At 72.4% G+C, this 15,751-nt stretch carries 20 protein-coding genes; 2 read left to right on the top strand and 18 right to left on the bottom strand.

Features of this window, described 5'->3' with window-relative positions; genetic code table 11:
* The first annotated feature begins 395 nt into the window (after positions 1–395).
* A complete protein-coding gene (locus tag AVW11_RS33025; protein WP_030855161.1) occupies positions 396–1,739 on the top strand; it encodes a PP2C family protein-serine/threonine phosphatase in 1,344 nt (447 codons plus the stop codon).
* Positions 1,740–1,783: 44 nt separating this feature from the next.
* On the opposite strand, the gene AVW11_RS33020 is transcribed toward AVW11_RS33025, so the two are convergent.
* From AVW11_RS33020 to AVW11_RS32995, 6 genes are all read right to left on the bottom strand, one after another.
* Entirely contained in the window at positions 1,784–2,122 is a 339-nt protein-coding gene (locus AVW11_RS33020) for a DUF2516 family protein (RefSeq protein ID WP_030855164.1), read from the bottom strand.
* Between the two features lie 142 nt (positions 2,123–2,264).
* Positions 2,265–2,789, bottom strand: coding sequence for a hypothetical protein (locus tag AVW11_RS33015; protein WP_030855166.1), 525 nt, complete (start codon positions 2,787–2,789; stop codon positions 2,265–2,267).
* Positions 2,790–2,812: 23 nt separating this feature from the next.
* Entirely contained in the window at positions 2,813–3,250 is a 438-nt protein-coding gene (locus AVW11_RS33010) for a helix-turn-helix domain-containing protein (protein WP_051700779.1), read from the bottom strand.
* Between the two features lie 170 nt (positions 3,251–3,420).
* Entirely contained in the window at positions 3,421–4,206 is a 786-nt protein-coding gene (locus AVW11_RS33005; protein ID WP_076046870.1) for a putative protein N(5)-glutamine methyltransferase, read from the bottom strand.
* A 36-nt stretch (positions 4,207–4,242) separates the two neighbouring features.
* Entirely contained in the window at positions 4,243–5,487 is a 1,245-nt protein-coding gene (locus AVW11_RS33000) for a GNAT family N-acetyltransferase (protein WP_076046869.1), read from the bottom strand.
* 46 nt (positions 5,488–5,533) lie between these two features.
* Positions 5,534–6,118 carry an RsiG family protein gene (locus AVW11_RS32995; protein WP_030855175.1) on the bottom strand — a complete coding sequence of 195 codons (585 nt, stop codon included), beginning with the start codon at positions 6,116–6,118 and terminating at the stop codon, positions 5,534–5,536.
* Between the two features lie 131 nt (positions 6,119–6,249).
* On the opposite strand from AVW11_RS32995, the gene dtd reads away from it, so the two are divergent.
* Positions 6,250–6,675 (top strand): D-aminoacyl-tRNA deacylase, encoded by a 426-nt coding sequence (gene dtd / locus AVW11_RS32990; RefSeq protein ID WP_060178914.1) that lies wholly within the window; start codon positions 6,250–6,252, stop codon positions 6,673–6,675.
* A gap of 9 nt (positions 6,676–6,684) precedes the next feature.
* On the opposite strand, the gene ygfZ is transcribed toward dtd, so the two are convergent.
* The 12 genes from ygfZ to AVW11_RS32930 all read right to left on the bottom strand — a co-directional run.
* Positions 6,685–7,653 (bottom strand): CAF17-like 4Fe-4S cluster assembly/insertion protein YgfZ, encoded by a 969-nt coding sequence (gene ygfZ / locus AVW11_RS32985; RefSeq protein ID WP_030855177.1) that lies wholly within the window; start codon positions 7,651–7,653, stop codon positions 6,685–6,687.
* Positions 7,654–7,674: 21 nt separating this feature from the next.
* Positions 7,675–8,139 carry a Fur family transcriptional regulator gene (locus AVW11_RS32980; protein WP_225884833.1) on the bottom strand — a complete coding sequence of 155 codons (465 nt, stop codon included), beginning with the start codon at positions 8,137–8,139 and terminating at the stop codon, positions 7,675–7,677.
* Between the two features lie 79 nt (positions 8,140–8,218).
* Positions 8,219–8,791, bottom strand: a complete 573-nt coding sequence (locus AVW11_RS32975) for a heme-binding beta-barrel domain-containing protein (protein WP_030855179.1) — start codon at positions 8,789–8,791, stop codon at positions 8,219–8,221.
* Positions 8,792–9,061: 270 nt separating this feature from the next.
* Complete coding sequence (locus AVW11_RS32970; RefSeq protein ID WP_079250896.1) at positions 9,062–10,063, bottom strand: hypothetical protein; 1,002 nt, start codon at positions 10,061–10,063, stop codon at positions 9,062–9,064.
* Positions 10,060–10,917: a hypothetical protein gene (locus AVW11_RS32965; RefSeq protein ID WP_107423374.1), complete on the bottom strand. Its 858-nt coding sequence runs from the start codon at positions 10,915–10,917 to the stop codon at positions 10,060–10,062. Before AVW11_RS32965 ends, AVW11_RS32970 begins: the two co-directional genes overlap by 4 nt.
* Positions 10,914–11,732, bottom strand: coding sequence for a hypothetical protein (locus AVW11_RS32960; protein WP_079250895.1), 819 nt, complete (start codon positions 11,730–11,732; stop codon positions 10,914–10,916). Before AVW11_RS32960 ends, AVW11_RS32965 begins: the two co-directional genes overlap by 4 nt.
* A 115-nt stretch (positions 11,733–11,847) precedes the next feature.
* Entirely contained in the window at positions 11,848–12,111 is a 264-nt protein-coding gene (locus tag AVW11_RS32955; RefSeq protein WP_030855187.1) for a DUF3099 domain-containing protein, read from the bottom strand.
* 118 nt (positions 12,112–12,229) lie between these two features.
* Complete coding sequence (locus AVW11_RS32950) at positions 12,230–12,520, bottom strand: DUF1416 domain-containing protein (RefSeq protein WP_030030422.1); 291 nt, start codon at positions 12,518–12,520, stop codon at positions 12,230–12,232.
* Positions 12,521–12,574: 54 nt separating this feature from the next.
* Entirely contained in the window at positions 12,575–13,420 is an 846-nt protein-coding gene (locus AVW11_RS32945) for a sulfurtransferase (protein ID WP_030855188.1), read from the bottom strand.
* A gap of 177 nt (positions 13,421–13,597) precedes the next feature.
* Entirely contained in the window at positions 13,598–13,681 is an 84-nt protein-coding gene (locus AVW11_RS39385) for a putative leader peptide (protein WP_350206375.1), read from the bottom strand.
* A gap of 161 nt (positions 13,682–13,842) precedes the next feature.
* Positions 13,843–14,559: an LmeA family phospholipid-binding protein gene (locus AVW11_RS32935; protein WP_076046866.1), complete on the bottom strand. Its 717-nt coding sequence runs from the start codon at positions 14,557–14,559 to the stop codon at positions 13,843–13,845.
* Between the two features lie 88 nt (positions 14,560–14,647).
* A partial coding sequence (locus tag AVW11_RS32930; protein ID WP_240528327.1) for a hypothetical protein occupies positions 14,648–15,751 on the bottom strand: 1,104 nt, incomplete at its 5' end.

Here is a 15,751-nt window from a genome sequence, read left to right as displayed (position 1 = left end):
GCCGGACCAACCCAGCCCCGCCGGCGCTTGAGGCGCGGCCACCGGCCCGCAGACCGAAAACACCAGCCCAGCCCGCCCAGGGCAACCGCAGCCACCGCCCCGCAGACCACCACACCCCCGGCCAAAGCCACCGCACCGCCCGGCCAGGGCAACCGCACCGCCCCGCCAGGGCAACCCCACCACCCGGCAGCAACCCGGCGGGGGCGGGGTACGTCTCGGTACACGGGACGGAACGCGGCCCCGCCGTGACCTTTGTCATCCAGTGAGGCCGATTTTCCCCCGTGATGACGGCATATGACGGAGGCCCCCGCCTAGAACGGCATTCCGTTCGCGGGGCCGGGACCGCTAGGGTCTGCCGGAGCGCACCCTCGGGGGGAGGGAAGGAACCGGAAACGATGCCCGTACCCGTACCGCGGCAGAGGGACACCCCCGCCACGGAGAGCGGTCAGGCCGTTCTGCACACCGCCGCACCGCCCGCCTCCGTCGGTGCCGGTGTCGCACAGGCGACCCCGCAGACCACCGCCCTGACCCTCCTGGTCATCGAGGACGATCCCGCCGGCGGGCTCACCGTCCCCGAGATCCTCGACGCCGACGGCCACCGCATCCGGCTCCGCACGGCCCGCAACCTCACCGAGGCCGAGCGGCTGCTCACCCCCGACGTGCACTGCATCCTGCTCGACCTGTCCCTCCCGGGACACGGAAACGGCGCCGGCTCCGCTGCCCGCGCCGCCGGCGCGGCCACGGCGGCCACCGCCACCGTGGACCAGCAGCTCGCCGTCCTCCACCAGGTGCTGCGCCTCGCGCCCCGGCACGCCGTGCTCGTCCTCACCGACGAGGACGACGCCGAGCGCGCCGCCGAGGCAGTCCGCGTCGGCGCCCAGGACTTCCTCTTCCGGGACGAGCTGGACGGCCGGCTACTGAGCCGCGCCATCCGCTACGCCGTGGAGAGAAAACGGGCCGACATCGCCCAGTACAAGCTTGCAGAATCGAAACTGCGGGCTCAGGAGAACGCCCGCCTGGAGCGCGGCCTGCTCCCCACCCCCCTGCTCGACGGCTCCGATCTGCGCTTCGCCGCCCGCTACCGCCCCGGCCGCAGCCGGGCCCTCCTCGGCGGTGACTTCTACGACACCGTCCGCACCCCCGACGGCACCGTCCACGCGATGATCGGCGATGTCTGCGGCCACGGGCCGGACGAAGCCGCCCTCGGTGTCGAGCTCCGCATCGCCTGGCGCGCCCTGACCCTGGCCGGGCTGTGCGGCGACGACCTGCTGGCCACCCTCCAGGAGGTGCTTGAGGTGGAGCGCCCCTGCGAGGAGATCTTCGCGACGCTGTGCACCGTCGACATCGCCCCCGACGGCCGCCGCGCCGGCCTGTGCCTGGCCGGCCATCCGGCCCCGCTGATCTCTCGTCCGGGGCGCCGCGCGCGGCTCCTGCCGTACGAGAACAGCGGACCGGCCCTGGGACTGCTGCCGCGGGCCCGCTGGCCGCGCCGGCAGGTCGAGCTCGGCGGCACCTGGAGCCTGATGCTCTACACCGACGGCCTCATCGAGGGGCGGATCGGCGAGGGGAAGGAACGCCTGGGCCAGGACGGCATGGTCGAGATGATCAACCGCCACCTGGACCTCGGTCTGAGCGGCGAGGGGCTGCTGGAGGCCTCCGTCACCGAGGCCCGCCGCCTCAACGGCGGCGAGCTCACCGACGACGTGGCCGTGGTCCTGCTCTCCCGCGCCGAAGGCTGAGCCGGGCCGACCCCGGCCCCGCCCCTCCCCGCACCGGTGAAGGGCTACCGGCCGCCGTTGTAGGGGCCGTACGGCCCGTCACTGCTGCTGCCGCCGCTGCGGCGGCCGCCGCCCGAGACCTGCTTGAGGGCGGGCCGCACGTCCACGAAGAACACGATGGTCGCCACCAGGCCCGCGATCTGCAGGAAGAGCAGCCCCAAAAAGGCGTCCACGAGCACGGTGATGCCGAGGATGACCAGCCAGAACGTCTTGCTCTGCTTGTCCGCCGCCCGGTACGCGTCGTCCCGGGCCAGCAGCGCGAACCCGAAGGCCACCACCGCGAGCACCAGCATGGCGAGCCCGAGCAGCGGGATCACCCCTCGATCGAACCCGTCCATCAACATCGCTTCGACCGCCTTCTCACGCTTCCGCTTCGCACTTCCGATGCCGGCTCACTCCACGCTACCGGCACACGCCCCCGCATCAACCACAACGGGCCGGGCCCTGGAAGGGTGCCCGGCCCGTGGTCGCCCATGCGGGCGCGGTTCAGCTCGCGTCGTCCGCGGTGACGACGGCCTTCTTGGCCGTGCTCTTGCGCGCGGCGGGCTTCTTGGCCGCGGGACGCTCCTCGGCGGCGTCCTCGGCCGCCGGCTCGGGCCGCGGCTCGACGACGACCGCGATGTCGACGATCTCCTCGGAGACCTCGCCGCGCCAGGCCCGCACGGCCTGCTCACCGTGCTCGGCGACCTTGTCGTAGGTCTCCTTGGCGCGCACCGCGTACTCGGCGGCGACACCGACACCGCGCAGCGCCAGGTCCTGGGCGCTCTCCCCGATCTTCTTCGGGTCGATCGCGCCGAACACCTCGGCGACCTTGGCGGTGACCGCTTCCTGCACGGCCTTCGGGTCCGTGTTCTTCACGGCCTCGATGCGCGCGGGGGCCTCGGCGCGCAGCTGCTCGATGAGCTCCGGCACCTTCTTCGCCTGCTGGACGGCGAGGTCGGCGGTGCCGGCGGCGAAGTAGAGGGGAGTGGGGTCGGTGAGGGTCTTCTTCAGGTCATCGGCGATGGCCATGTGCTGGTCCTCCCGGATCAACTTCAGTCGGTCTTCGGCGGCATCTCGTCGGAGGGCGTGCCGGGCGTGTCCGGCCCGTGGGGAACGTCCGGCCCCTCGGGAACGGCGGGCGCGTCGAGCGCGTTCTCCTTGCGGAACGACTCGTAGATCTGGAGCAGCACCTGCTTCTGCCGCTCGTTGATCGACGGGTCGGCGAGTATGACGGCTCGCGTCTCCACCTCGTCGCGGTCCCGCTCGTCCAGGATCCCGGCCTGCACGTACAGCGTCTCCGCGGAGATCCGCAGCGCCTTGGCCAGCTGCTGGAGGATGTCCGCGCTCGGCTTGCGCAGCCCGCGCTCGATCTGGCTCAGGTACGGATTCGACACCCCCGCCGCATCGGCCAGCTGCCGCAGCGAGAGCTGCGCCTGCCGCCGTTGCTCGCGGAGGTATTCGCCGAGATTTCCGACGTTGAGCGATGCCATGCTGCAGATCCTGCCCGACCCCGCTAACTTTTGCAAGCAGATGCTTGCAACATCTCCCGGTGGCCCCGGCGGCCTCACCCTCTGGACCCTCTGGCCGTCTACCCCGCATTGCTCCGCCTACGTGTGCCTGGGCCGCCCGTGCGCGGGGCCGGCTTGCGGGCGGGCGCCGCTCAGGACGTGCCGATCACCACCGTCGCGTACAGCTCCTCCGAGCCGACCGCCCGGACCGCCAGGCCCGCCGAGGTCAGCGCCGACGCCGTCGACGGGGCCTGCCGGGCGCTCGTCTCGATCAGCAGGTGCCCTCCCGGGGCCAGCCAGGCCGGGGCCCCAGCCGCGATCCGGCGGTGGACGTCCAGGCCGTCGGCCCCGCCGTCCAGCGAGACCAGCGGCTCGTGGTCGCGCGCCTCCGACGGCATCAGCCCGATCTCCTCCGTGGGCACGTACGGGGCGTTGGCCACCAGGACGTCCACCCGCCCGCGCAGCTCCGGCGGGAGCGCGGCGTACAGGTCGCCCTCCCACACCCGGCCGCCGTACGGGGCCACGTTGCGTCGCGCGTACGCCAGTGCCGCCGGGTCGACGTCGGCGGCGTGCAGCTCCACCCCGCCCGGCGACTGCGCCGCCACCGCCGCGCCCAGCGCCCCGACCCCGCAGCACAGGTCCAGCACCACCGCACCCGACCGGGTCAGCGCCACCGCCTGCGCCACCAGGAACTCGGTACGCCTGCGCGGCACGAAGGCCCCCGCACCCACCTGTACCCGCAGGCCGCAGAACTCCGCCCAGCCGACGACGTGTTCGAGCGGCTCCCCGGCCACCCGGCGGGCCAGCAGCTCCGCCAGGTGCGCGTCGTCCCGGGCGGCACCGCTCAGCAACTCCGCCTCCTCCTCCGCGAAGACGCAGCCGGCCGCACGCAGGGACTCCACAAGTGACGCCACAACCTCAGTCCTTCGATCCGCCATCCGCCGTCCGCGCACCGCCTTCCGCTGCCGGCGGCCTCAGAAGACGTCCGGGCACCAGGGTCGGCGCGCGGTGCGGAACACCGCGTCCGCCGACGCGACCGCACCCGGCCGCTCCTCGACCACCTGCCCGAGCGCGGCCAGCCGCGCCGCGGACGCGTCACCGAGGTACAAGGATCCCAGCGCGGACACGCCCAGCCTCAGGTCGGCCGCCTCCTGCGTGCGCTCGCACACCCCCGCCCCCGCATCCAGCCGGTAGCGGCCGGCCGCCGGTCCCGCCTCGTCCGCGACCTCCAGCACGAGCACCCCGGGCACCTCGTACGTCCGCGCGCCCAGCGCCCGTACGACGTCCAGGACCCGCACCCACAGGAAGTCGGCGGACGTCACGACGCGGGCCGAGCGCGGGTCGGGCAGCAGGTGCGGGAGGAGGTCGTCGGGGGCCCGGTAGCCGGTGCGGACCTTCAGCACCCAGTCGATGGAGCACAGGAAGTGCCACAGCGCCCGCTCCGCCTGCGGGGTGAGCGCCAGCAGGTCCTGCACCTGCACGGTGTTCTGCGGGACCTTGGCGTCCGTCCAGTGGTCGTCGGCGGTGTAGACGGCCACGCCGGCCACCTCGCCCTGCGCCGTCCGGTACACGGCGTGGAACTTCTCCTTGTAGGGCCGGTGCGACATCTCCTCCAGCCCGGTGGCCACGTTCCACCAGCGCTCGCCGCGGTCCACGGCCCCCGGCACGGCCGCCCGCACCCTGTCGTGCAGTGCGGGACCGAACCTCCGGAACTCGGCGGCGTCCACCAGGTCGATCCGCCCGCCGTCCGCGGGCGCCGACCACCGCCGGTCCAGCCCGGTGCGCGGTACGTCGATCTCCCATTCCGTGAGGGTGGTCGCGGGCCCGAACCCGTACCGCCCGTAGATCGGGTACTCGGCGGCGATGAGCGTCGCCAGGACGTCGCCGCGCTCGCCGGCCGCGGCGAACTCGGCGGCCATCATCCGGGTCAGCAGGCCCTGGCGGCGGTGGGTGGGCAGCACGCCCACGTTGGAGACGGCGGAGACGGGCACGGCGGCCCCGCCGGGAACGGTCAACTCCTGCGCGAAGGAACGGAAAGCCCCCACGCAGCGGCCTGTTTCGCCGTCGAACGCGCCCTGGGTGCGGGCGAGATCGTTGTACTTGGCGCGCTGGGCGACATCGGAGTCCGTCACCCGGGTCGCGGTCAGGAAACCGGTGTGAACGGCACGCAGCCAGTCGTGGAGTTCGGATTCGGCGATCGGCCGGACGTCAGCACTCATAGCGGCCCACGCTAATCGCCCGACCGGCGCGGGTCGCCCGAATTTCCTACGTGAGCAGGTCGTCCACCTGCGCTTCTCCCTCCCGGTACCGCCGGGTGATCTCCGCGCTGCACTCGTCCACCGTGCGCTGGAGCTGCTGTCGGCGCCGCGAGACCTGCTGCTCGTAGCGCACCAGCCGGCCCATCCCGTCGTGGAGTTCGCCGTCCGTGCGGGCCTGAAGGTCCGACAGCTCCACGTCCGCGAGCATCTCCGCCGCCAGCACCCGGTACTCCTCGCTGTGCGGCGTGCCGAGCGTGACGTGCCGGGCGGACGCGCTGCGGCTGGAGGGGGCGTCGGCGAGGATCACCGAGAGCCGGTCCACCACCGGCGCCTCGGGATCGGTCCGCCGGGCGAGCTCGGCGCGCAGGATGTCGATGCGGCCCTGGAGCAGTCTGCGCACATAGCTCAGATCCGCCTCGTCGCGCTGCGCGTCACGGCGCAGCGCACGCAGCTCGGGCAGCCCGAGCGCGGTGGTGGCCGGGGCCCCGGGCCCCTGCCCCTGCGTGTCGGCCGTGCGCTGCGCGGGCGGTCGTACCGCGGCAGCTGCGACGGAAGCGGGTGATGCAGGTACGGAGGTACCAGAAGTATTCATGTGGTCCGTCCCCTCGACCGGTGCGGCGCACCCGCACCGCCTGCGTGCATCGTGCCACTCTCCGTGGCCCCGGTGCAGTCCCACGCCACCCGATCGGCCCCGGACGGGTGCACGGCTGGTACACAGGTGGTATGCGAGCTGTGGTGCAGAGGGTGGACGGCGCGAGCGTCGTCGTGGACGGCGAGACCGTGGGCGAGATCGTCGGCGAGGGGCTGTGCGTGCTGGTGGGGGTGACCCACGACGACACGCCGGAGAAGGCTGCGCTGCTGGCGCGCAAGCTGTGGTCCGTGCGGATCCTGGAGGGCGAGAAGTCCTGCAGCGACAACGGGGCGCCGCTGCTGGTGATCTCCCAGTTCACGCTCTACGGCGACGCCCGCAAGGGGCGGCGCCCCACGTGGAACGCGGCAGCGCCCGGGCCGGTCGCCGAGCCGCTGGTCGACGAGGTCGTGGCGCAGCTGCGCGCGCTCGGCGCGACGGTGGCGACGGGCCGGTTCGGGGCGGACATGCGGGTGTCGCTGACCAACCACGGCCCGTTCACCATCGTCGTCGACGTGTAGGCCCGGGCGTCAGGGGGCTACGACGACCTCCTGGGCGGCGGCCGTCCCGCCCACCAGCAGCGGGGCATCGACCGGGACGTTCCGCTTGACCAGGGCGAGGGCGATCGGGCCCAGCTCGTGGTGGCGGACGGCGGTGGTCACGAAGCCCAGCTGGCGGCCCTCCTCGCCGTCGGCCGCGAGCCGGACCGGGGCGCCGTGGGCCGGCAGGACGACCTCGGAGCCGTCCAGGTGCAGGAAGACCAGGCGGCGCGGCGGCTTGCCCAGGTTGTGGACGCGGGCGACCGTCTCCTGGCCGCGGTAGCAGCCCTTCTGCAGGTGCACCGCGGTGCCGATCCAACCGAGCTCGTGCGGGATGGTGCGGTGGTCGGTCTCCAGGCCGACCCGCGGCCGGTGCCCCTCGACGCGCAGGGCCTCGTAGGCGAGGAGGCCGGCGGCCGGTCCGTGGGCGGCGGCGAAGGACTCCAGCTCGGCGCGGGGCAGGAAGACGTCCCGGCCGTAGGCCGTCTCGCGCACGACGAGGTCCTTGGCGACCTCGTCGATGGAGCCGGCCGGCAGGTGCACGACCGCGAACTCCTCGGTGCGGTCGGCGACTTCGACCCGGTAGAAGAACTTCATCGACTCCAGGTAGGCGATCAGGTCGCCCTGGGTGCCGGGCTCCACGTGCGCCCACGTCGTCTCGCCGTCGTCGACGAGGTAGAGCGCGTGCTCGATGTGGCCGTTGGCGGAGAGGATCAGTGCCTCCGTGGCCTGCCCGGCCGGAAGCTCGGTGACGTGCTGGGTGATCAGCAGGTGCAGCCAGCTCAGCCGCTCCGGTCCGGTGACGGCGACGACCCCGCGGTGGGAGAGGTCGACGAAGCCGCGGCCGTCCGCGAGCGCGCGCTGTTCGCCGTACAGCTCGCCGTAGTGGGCGGCGACGCCCTCGTCGCGGCCTTCGGCCTGGACGGCGCCGGGAAGATGGAGCAAGGGGCTGCTGGTCATGCGCCCAAGCCTACGACCCTGCTACGCGTGGGCGGCACGCTGCTTCGCAGCGCACTTCTTGCACAGTCCGAAGATCGCGAAGTGCTTCATGTCGGTCTCGAACCCGAAGGTCGTACGGAGCTTCGCGGTGAACTCGGCGGCGATGTCGACGTCCGCCTCGATGACGTCGGCGCAGTCGCGGCAGACCAGGTGGATGTGGTGGTGCCGGTCGGCCAGGTGGTAGGTGGGGGCCCCGTGTCCGAGGTGGGCGTGCGAGACCAGGCCGAGCTCCTCCAGGAGCTCCAGCGTCCGGTAGACGGTGGAGATGTTCACACCGGAGGCCGTCTTGCGCACTTCCGCCAGGATCTCGTCCGGAGTGGCGTGCTCCAGCGCGTCCACGGCTTCCAGCACGAGCTGGCGCTGCGGGGTCAGCCGGTAGCCGCGCCGCCGCAGGTCGGTCTTCCAGTCCGCGCCCGGGGTTCCCCCGGTGCTCTCGGTGCTCACCACCCCGTCAGTGTATGTGTGCGAAGGGGACCGCGGTCGAGCCCGCGGTCCCCTTTCGGGCACAGCCTGGGGAGGATTGCGCTCAGCGGAAGAAGGCGATGCCGTCGTCCGGCATGTCGGGGAGGTTGCGCGCCATCTCGGCGACCTCCTCGGGCGTGACGACCTTCTTGAGCTGTGCCGACATGTACGGGCGCAGTTCGACTTCCGGGGTGGCCTTCTCGCCCACCCACATGAGGTCGCTCTTCACGTAGCCGTAGAGCCGCTTGCCGCCGCTGTACGGGCCGGAGGCCGCGGTGCGGGCGACCGCGTCGGTGACCAGGTCGATCTGGGGCTTCTGGTCGGCGAGCTCGCCGTACCAGACCTCGACGACGCCCTGGTCGCGGACCATGACGATCTCGACCTTGCGGTCCTTGTCGATGCGCCAGTAACCCGACTCGGACTCCAGCGGCCGCACCTTGTTGCCCTCGGCGTCGAGGACCCACGTGTGGGAGGTGTAGTGCAGGAAGTCCCGGCCGTCGTGGCTGAAGACGACCTCCTGGCCGAAGTTGCACTTCTCCTCACCGGGGAAGTCGAAGACTCCCGCGCCCTCCCAGTTGCCGAGGAGGAAGGCGAGGGGGACGAGGCCCGGGTTCAGGTCGGACGGGATCTGGATCATGTGTGGCTGCTCAGGCGATCTGTGGGAGGGGTTCCGGGGCGGTCAGCCGAGCCGGAGCTCAGCGCTGACCCTGGTACAGCTTCTTGACGGCCAGGCCGGTGAAGGCCATGACGCCGACGCAGACCAGGACCAGCAGGGAGGTGAAGACTGCCTCAAGCACGGGGTGCTCCTCGGAATCGTTTCGGGGCTGTACGGGGCCGGTCCCCAAGCCTACTGGCCCGGGGACCGGCGCACGGTGTGAGGTGGGCCGTACCGGTCGGCCCCCGGCGGTCAGCCCAGCAGCTGGCCCTGCAGGATCACCGTCTGGTGGAAGGGGACGGGGGCCACCTCGCCCTTGCGGGACTGGATGACCATGCCCAGGACGTCACCCGTCCGGAGGCAGCCGACCTTGGTCTGCTCCTCGCCGGTGACGGGCTTCATCTCCTGGTACACGCTGAGGTCGGTGCCGTCGAAGTTGGCGGCGCCGGGGAAGTCCAGCGCGGCGCTGTTCATCTGCGTGTTCTTGGCCTTGCTCCAGACGTCGTCCAGGTCGAGGGCGGAGACACCGTTCAGCTGAGCGTTGGTGTCGCAGCCCCTGAAGGCGTCCACGAAGCCCGACGAGTGGAAGCGCAGCAGGTAGACGTGCGTGCGCGTGCCGTCCGGCGTCGTCCAGCCCCGGCCGGCGATCTGCCGCAGCCCGTCCCATTCGAGGGACGTCTTGAGCTTCTCGCGGGCTTCGGGCGCGTACTCCTCCAGGAAGGCGTCGACCGGTACCGCACCGTCCTTGTCCGCCTTGACCGCGTCGTCGGCCTTGGCGCCCTGGGGAGCGGGCAGGAGCAGGCCGGTGAGCGGCGCGTAGTGCGTCCCGTCCTGGTTGTCGGGGCCCTGGGGCAGGGGGGCGCCCGCGGGCAGCGCGGGCTGGGAGAGCTGCGGGAACGTCCAGCGGCCGTCGCCCTCGGTGGACAGCCCGGGGACGTCGGTGCGCTCGGCCGCCGTGATCCCGTACGCGACCCCGGTGCCGACCGCGGCGAACACGGCGACGGCGGCGGTCCAGCGCAGGGCGGCGAACAGCGCCCGCCGGTCCTTCGGCGGGGCGGGCGGGGCCACCCAGCCGGACGCCTCGGACGGCGACGCGGCGGGCGCGGGCTCGGCAGCCGGCGCGGGCGAGGGTGCGGCGGGCTCGGACGGCGACGCGGCGGGCGCGGGCTCGGCAGCGGGCACGGGCGGCTGCTCGACGGCGGGAACGGGCGTGGGCTCCGCCTCGGGGCCGGTGGTGGTCTGCTCGCTGCTCACGCGGACTCTCCGGGGGACTTGAGGTGGTCGAGTTGCTGCTTGAAGAGGCTCGCGGCGTCCTTCGCCGCGAATCCCTTGCTCCCGTACATGCGGAAGGTCACCAGGACGTTCCCTTCGACGGCCACGCAGTCGAGGGCTTCGATCTTCTCCTTGCCGTCCTTCCCGCCCTTGAGCGAGTCGTCCAGCCCGCACTTGGCCTGCGGGTAGCCGTCCACCTGGGGCGCCTCGCCGCCGGCGGTGAGCTCGATGAGCTTCTTGGTGAACTCGGCGAACCGGGCCAGCTGCTGCGGATCGGCCTGGATGAGCCGGATCTCGGCGACCGCGGCGCCGTGGCCTTCCCCGCGGGCGTAGCTGCGCCCGGCCATGCCGGCCAGCTTCAGGTCCGCCAGCGCCTTGTCGCGTTCGGCCCGCTCCGTGCTGGAGAGGCCCGTGCGGGCGTCCTTGAAGCTCTGCAGCGCCTTGTCGCTCGGCAGGAAGTAGTCGTTGCCCTCGGGGTCGAGGTCGGGACCGGGCCAGTAGTTGGCGGGGAGCGGCATCAGCTTGCCCGTCAGCTCGTTGGGCGGTACGGAGGGGACCGGGGCCGCGGTGCCGCCGGTCGTGTGGTCCTCGGCCACCCAGTACCGCGTCGGCGCGGTCCGGTCCGCGTCCGCGAGGGCGGCCGCGGCGGCGACACCGCCGCCCGCGAGGACGACGACGGCCACGGCCGCCGAGACCAGCGCGAGCGTCCTGCGGTTCCTCCTGCGTACGGGGGCCGCCGCCGGCTCGACCGCCGACTCGGGCGCGGGCGCGGGCTCGACCGCCGACTCGGGCGCGGGCGCCGACTCGGGCCCGGTTGCGTTCTGCTGCTCGGTCACAGCCGCTCCATCTGTCGCTTGGCCAGCTCGACCAGGGCCTTCTCGTCGATCTCGCCGCGGTTGTTCGTGTACTTGACGCTCATCACGATGTCGCCGCGCCGGACCACGGCGCGGCTCTGCCGGATCGGGTGGTAACCGGGCTCCTGGTGCGCCTTGGAGTCGATCCACATGTGCCCGAAGTCCGACGGGGCGCCCGGGAGGTCCTTGCCCGTGTTGCCCGCGTGGTCCTTCTCGGGCATGTACTGGACGATGTCCGTGTAGAAGTCGTCGGCGCCCGCGCGGTCGCGGAACTGGAGCAGATTGACCTCGACGAAGTTCCGGTCGTTCTCGGCCCACCGGGCGGTGGCGAGACGCTTGCCCTGCCTGATGAGCGAGCCGACCGCCTGGGAGGGCTCGAGGAAGTAGTCCGCGGAGAAGGTGTCGGTGGACACAGGGCCCGAGAAGCTGTCCTGCGCGCCTCCCGGGACCTCCAGCAGCTTCTTGGCCAGGTCCTCGTCCGCCTTGTGCCAGCGGTGGGCGTTGATGGAGCGGTGGCTCGTCGCGTCGTTCATGGCGGCGGGCTTCGGCCCGTCCATCTTCTGCTGGGCCAGCGGCGGCAGCGGCGTGGGCTCGCGGTGGTACTGGACCGCGTAGCCGGTGGCGGTGCCGGCGAGGGCGCCGAGCACGGCCGCGCCCGCGATCAGGAGCGTCGTGCGGCGCACGCGCCGCCGCCGCGCGGCCGGGGTGGCCGAGATGTCCGACGTGTCCGAAGTGGTCGACTCCGGTGCGCTCTCCCCCTCTTTCCGCTGCTCAGGGCTGGTCTGTTCGTGTTCCAACGGGGTCCCCCACACAACCGAGAAGCGCGGGCTGGTTACCCGCGCGTACCCCATGACCCGCAGCCCGCTCGGGCAGTTGTACGTACGCTGATCACGTTCTTGTCTCGTGGGGGATTCAGTCCTCGCGGCGCCGCTTTCCGTCCAGTTCGTCCCACCACTCGTCGGACTTCGGGTCGCCCGAGGGGTCGTCCCACCAGCGGTCGTCGGGCCCTCGCCGGTTCGCGACCATCGCGGCGACCGGCAGGATGACCATGGCGACGACGCACATGGCCACAGCGGCCTCGACCGACCACAGGCGCACGAAGGACCAGGCGGAGACGAAGAGGAACAGGCATCCGCCCATCAGCAGGAAGTAGGCGCGCCGACGCCGGGCGTACATGCCTCCAGCGTAGAACCGCGCGCGGACGGCGCGAAGGGCCGCACCCCGTCCCAGTGGCGTCCAACCCCCGGGGGTGCGGCCCTTCGGCCGATCGATCAGGCGATCAGGTGTGCGGTGCTCAGACCGCGATCGCCACGTCCGTCACGCCGCCGGCCTCGGCGACGACGACGGCACGGTCCGCCTGGGCACCCGGGACGAGCGCGCGCAGCGTCCAGGAGCCGGTGGCGGCGTAGAAGCGGAACTGGCCGGTGGCCGAGGTCGGGACCTCGGCGGTGAACTCGCCGGTCGAGTCCAGCAGCCGCACGTAACCGCTGACGGGCTCGCCGTCCTTGGTCACCTGGCCCTGGATCGCGGTCTCACCGGGCTTGAGGGTCGCGAGGTCGGGCCCGCCGATCTGTGCTCCACACATGTTCTCTGTCCTGTCCTGGAGAGGTCGTACTACGAGGGCGTCGCGTGCCCGGGATTACTTGTTGGGGCCGAGCTCGATCGGCACGCCGACCAGCGAGCCGTACTCGGTCCACGAGCCGTCGTAGTTCTTGACGTTCTCCTGGCCCAGGAGCTCGTGCAGCACGAACCACGTGAGCGCGGAGCGCTCGCCGATGCGGCAGTAGGCGATGGTGTCCTTCGCCAGGTCGACCTGCTCGGCCTCGTAGAGGGCCTTGAGCTCGTCGTCCGACTTGAAGGTGCCGTCGTCGTTGGCGTTCTTCGACCACGGGATGTTGCGGGCGCTCGGCACGTGGCCGGGGCGCTGCGACTGCTCCTGCGGGAGGTGCGCCGGGGCGAGCAGCTTGCCCGAGAACTCGTCGGGGGAGCGGACGTCGACCAGGTTCAGGGAGCCGATCGCGGCCACGACGTCGTCGCGGAAGGCGCGGATGGAGGTGTCCTGGGCCTTGGCCTTGTACTCGGTGGCCGGGCGGTTGGGGACGTCCTTGCCGTCGACCAGGTCGCGGGAGTCGAGCTCCCACTTCTTGCGGCCGCCGTCGAGGAGCTTGACGTCCTGGTGGCCGTAGAGCTTGAAGTACCAGTAGGCGTAGGAGGCGAACCAGTTGTTGTTGCCGCCGTAGAGGACGACGGTGTCGTCGTTGGAGATGCCCTTGGCGGAGAGGAGCTTCTCGAAGCCCTCCTGGTCCACGAAGTCGCGGCGGACCGGGTCCTGGAGGTCGGTCTTCCAGTCGATCCGGACGGCGTTGGTGATGTGGTTCTTGTCGTAGGCGGACGTGTCCTCGTCCACCTCGACGATGACGACATTGGCGTCGTTCAGGTGGGCCTCGACCCAGTCGGCGTCTACGAGGACGTCGCTGCGGCTCATGGTGGTCTCCTCCGGGGCAGTGTGCGGCGGGGCGGTGCGGGGTGCGCTGTGCTGCGTGCCTGCGGGTGCGCTCGTTCTCCTGCGCGGGGAGGCGTCAGGGTCGGGAGGCAGGTGCGGTCACGCGGGAAAGGCCTGTCGGGGCCGTCGTCCGGCTGATGGAGCGGATGCGCTCACACGTCACATGGATCGACAGAGCATGGCGGCGACGCGACACAGGTCTACTGCCCGTCGCTTCGTGAGGTCCGCCTGCTGATGCTTCATAGCCATGGATCGTAGGGAGGAATCAGCCGCCCTGTCACCGGTGTGTCATATTCCGAGACAGGATCGTCCGCATGCTGGGATGAGAAGGCTCTTCCCGGACGCCCGGGCCGCTCCGGGACCCGTCGCGCGGCCCGTCCTTCTACGGATCGGACCACCCTGTCTCACGATCCGGCCATCACCACGTTCGAGCCGCCCAGGGTGAGGTGCACGCCGGCCTCGTCCGAGGTCAGGGCCGAGAACTGCAGGCCCGCCGGGAGCCCGCTCTCGATGTTGCGGTCGAAGTCGGTCTGCCGCCGGACCAGCCGCTCCAGGCCCGGGATGCCCTCGCCCGGCACCTCTTCGGCGCGCACCCGGACGATCTTGCCGCCCTTGGCGTCCGGCGCGTCCACGAGCGCGATCGTCGAGATGACGCTGCGCGACAGCTTCCGGCCGGCGAGGTCCACCGACGCGGTGACCTTCACCTTGCCGGGAGCCCCGCCGTAGGACAGGGTCGCGCCGGTCTGCGAGGCCGCGGTCAGGTCGGCGTACGTGATGAGCCCGGTGCCCTCGGCACGCTCGGCCGTGCCGCCGCTGTAGTCGCCGTCGAGCCGCACGCCGCGGAAGCTCGCGCGGAGCTCCGACAGGCGCGTCTTGCGGCCCTCGGCGGCGACCTCGACGCCCTTGAGCTTCAGGTCGACCCGGTCCAGGTCGTGGCTGAGGGCCTGGGTCAGGAAGGGAAACCCGTGGATCTCCACCTCCGTGCTGCCGGCCAGGCCCTGCCGGGCCTGTATTCGGTCGGCCAGCTGGTTCTCGGCGTAGCCGACCGCCCAGCGGTCCACGCCCACGAACAAGGCCCCGAGCACCACTGAGATGATCACAACGACGCGCAGGATACGCACGTGCCCTCCCCCTACTTATCGGTACGTGCGGTCTAGTTGACCATGTCCGGCCGTCAGGAGACCGTCAGCGGTGGTGTGACGGCGCAGGTCAGCCCACCACCCGTCCGATCAGGTACACGGCGGGGGCGGCGGCCGCGAGCGGCAGCGCGACACCGGCCGTCATGTGCACGAACTTCGACGGGTAGTCGTACGCCGCCACGCGCAGCCCGACCAGCGCGCACACCCCGGCGGCCAGGCCGAGCAGCGCCCCGCCGACCCCGACGGAGGTGATCCCGCCGACCGCGACGCCCGCGCCGGCGGCCGAGGCCAGCGAGACGCCGACGGACGGGGCGGTGGGCAGCGGCAGCGCGCGGACGAAGACGGCAACGGCCACGGCGGCCGCCCCGACCGTGACGGCGGCGGTGTCGGCGGCCAGGTAGCCGGCGCAGATGACGGCGAGGGCGGCCGAGGCCACCGAGGCCATCAGCCCGTACATCCGCTCGTCGGGATCGGCCTGGCTGCGCAGCTGGAGCACGAGGGTGAGCAGCACCCAGGCGCCGAGGGTGCCGACGATCGCGCCGGCGCCGTGCGCCTGCGCCACCGCGAGCACGGCCGCGTCGGCGGCCAGGGCTCCGGCGAAGGCGAGGGCGATGCCCTGCCGGGCCGGCCACATGCCGTTGAGGCGGAACCAGCCGGCCGCGGTGAGGCCCTGGAGGGCGATCAGCGGCACGAGCAGGGCGAACTGCCCGAGGGCGGCGGCCGCGGCGAGGAGCAGGCCGAGCGCGGCGGTCAGTATGGCCGACTGCGGACCGGGGTCGATGATCGGCGAGCGGCCTTCGGCGCGGGCCTGGGCCGGGTCCACGGCCCGCAGGGTGTTCCCGGCGAGGGTGGGCGGCGACCACTCGGCCCCCGGCGCGTCGGCGGCGTTCCCGGCCGGAGCCGAAGCCGAAGCCGGAGCCGGGTCGGCGTCCGCGTGGGGCGGGAGCCCCCCGGCCGCCGCTGGACGGTGCCCCCGGGTCTCCTCCGCGGCGCCGCCCTGCTCCAGGCCCGGACCGGGGTACGGCGGAAGGTACGCGGTCTGCTCCGCGGCCCCGCCCTGCTCCAGACCGGGACCCGGGTACGGCGGAAGGTACGCGGTCTGCTCCGCGGCCCCGCCCTGCTCCAGACCGGGACCCGGGTACGGCGGAAGGTACGCGGTCTGCTCCGCGGCCCC

Origin of the sequence: Streptomyces amritsarensis (assembly GCF_001953875.1) — a bacterium.
Taxonomy (GTDB): Bacteria; Actinomycetota; Actinomycetes; order Streptomycetales; family Streptomycetaceae; genus Streptomyces; species Streptomyces amritsarensis.
The sequence above is the reverse complement of the archived record's forward strand: the minus strand, read 5'-3'. Positions and strand labels throughout refer to the sequence as shown.

Bases quoted from the DNA above. Each gene is read 5' to 3' on its own strand.
- AVW11_RS32995 (WP_030855175.1), bottom strand. From the start codon at position 6,118: ATGAATACTTCTGGTACCTCCGTACCTGCATCACCCGCTTCCGTCGCA.
- AVW11_RS32945 (WP_030855188.1), bottom strand. From the start codon at position 13,420: ATGAGCCGCAGCGACGTCCTCGTAGACGCCGACTGGGTCGAGGCCCAC.
- AVW11_RS33005 (WP_076046870.1), bottom strand. From the start codon at position 4,206: ATGGCGGATCGAAGGACTGAGGTTGTGGCGTCACTTGTGGAGTCCCTG.
- AVW11_RS33000 (WP_076046869.1), bottom strand. From the start codon at position 5,487: ATGAGTGCTGACGTCCGGCCGATCGCCGAATCCGAACTCCACGACTGG.
- AVW11_RS33025 (WP_030855161.1), top strand. From the start codon at position 396: ATGCCCGTACCCGTACCGCGGCAGAGGGACACCCCCGCCACGGAGAGC.
- AVW11_RS32975 (WP_030855179.1), bottom strand. From the start codon at position 8,791: ATGATCCAGATCCCGTCCGACCTGAACCCGGGCCTCGTCCCCCTCGCC.
- AVW11_RS33020 (WP_030855164.1), bottom strand. From the start codon at position 2,122: ATGTTGATGGACGGGTTCGATCGAGGGGTGATCCCGCTGCTCGGGCTC.
- AVW11_RS33015 (WP_030855166.1), bottom strand. From the start codon at position 2,789: ATGGCCATCGCCGATGACCTGAAGAAGACCCTCACCGACCCCACTCCC.
- ygfZ (WP_030855177.1), bottom strand. From the start codon at position 7,653: ATGACCAGCAGCCCCTTGCTCCATCTTCCCGGCGCCGTCCAGGCCGAA.
- dtd (WP_060178914.1), top strand. From the start codon at position 6,250: ATGCGAGCTGTGGTGCAGAGGGTGGACGGCGCGAGCGTCGTCGTGGAC.
- AVW11_RS39385 (WP_350206375.1), bottom strand. From the start codon at position 13,681: ATGAAGCATCAGCAGGCGGACCTCACGAAGCGACGGGCAGTAGACCTG.
- AVW11_RS32950 (WP_030030422.1), bottom strand. From the start codon at position 12,520: ATGTGTGGAGCACAGATCGGCGGGCCCGACCTCGCGACCCTCAAGCCC.
- AVW11_RS32955 (WP_030855187.1), bottom strand. From the start codon at position 12,111: ATGTACGCCCGGCGTCGGCGCGCCTACTTCCTGCTGATGGGCGGATGC.
- AVW11_RS33010 (WP_051700779.1), bottom strand. From the start codon at position 3,250: ATGGCATCGCTCAACGTCGGAAATCTCGGCGAATACCTCCGCGAGCAA.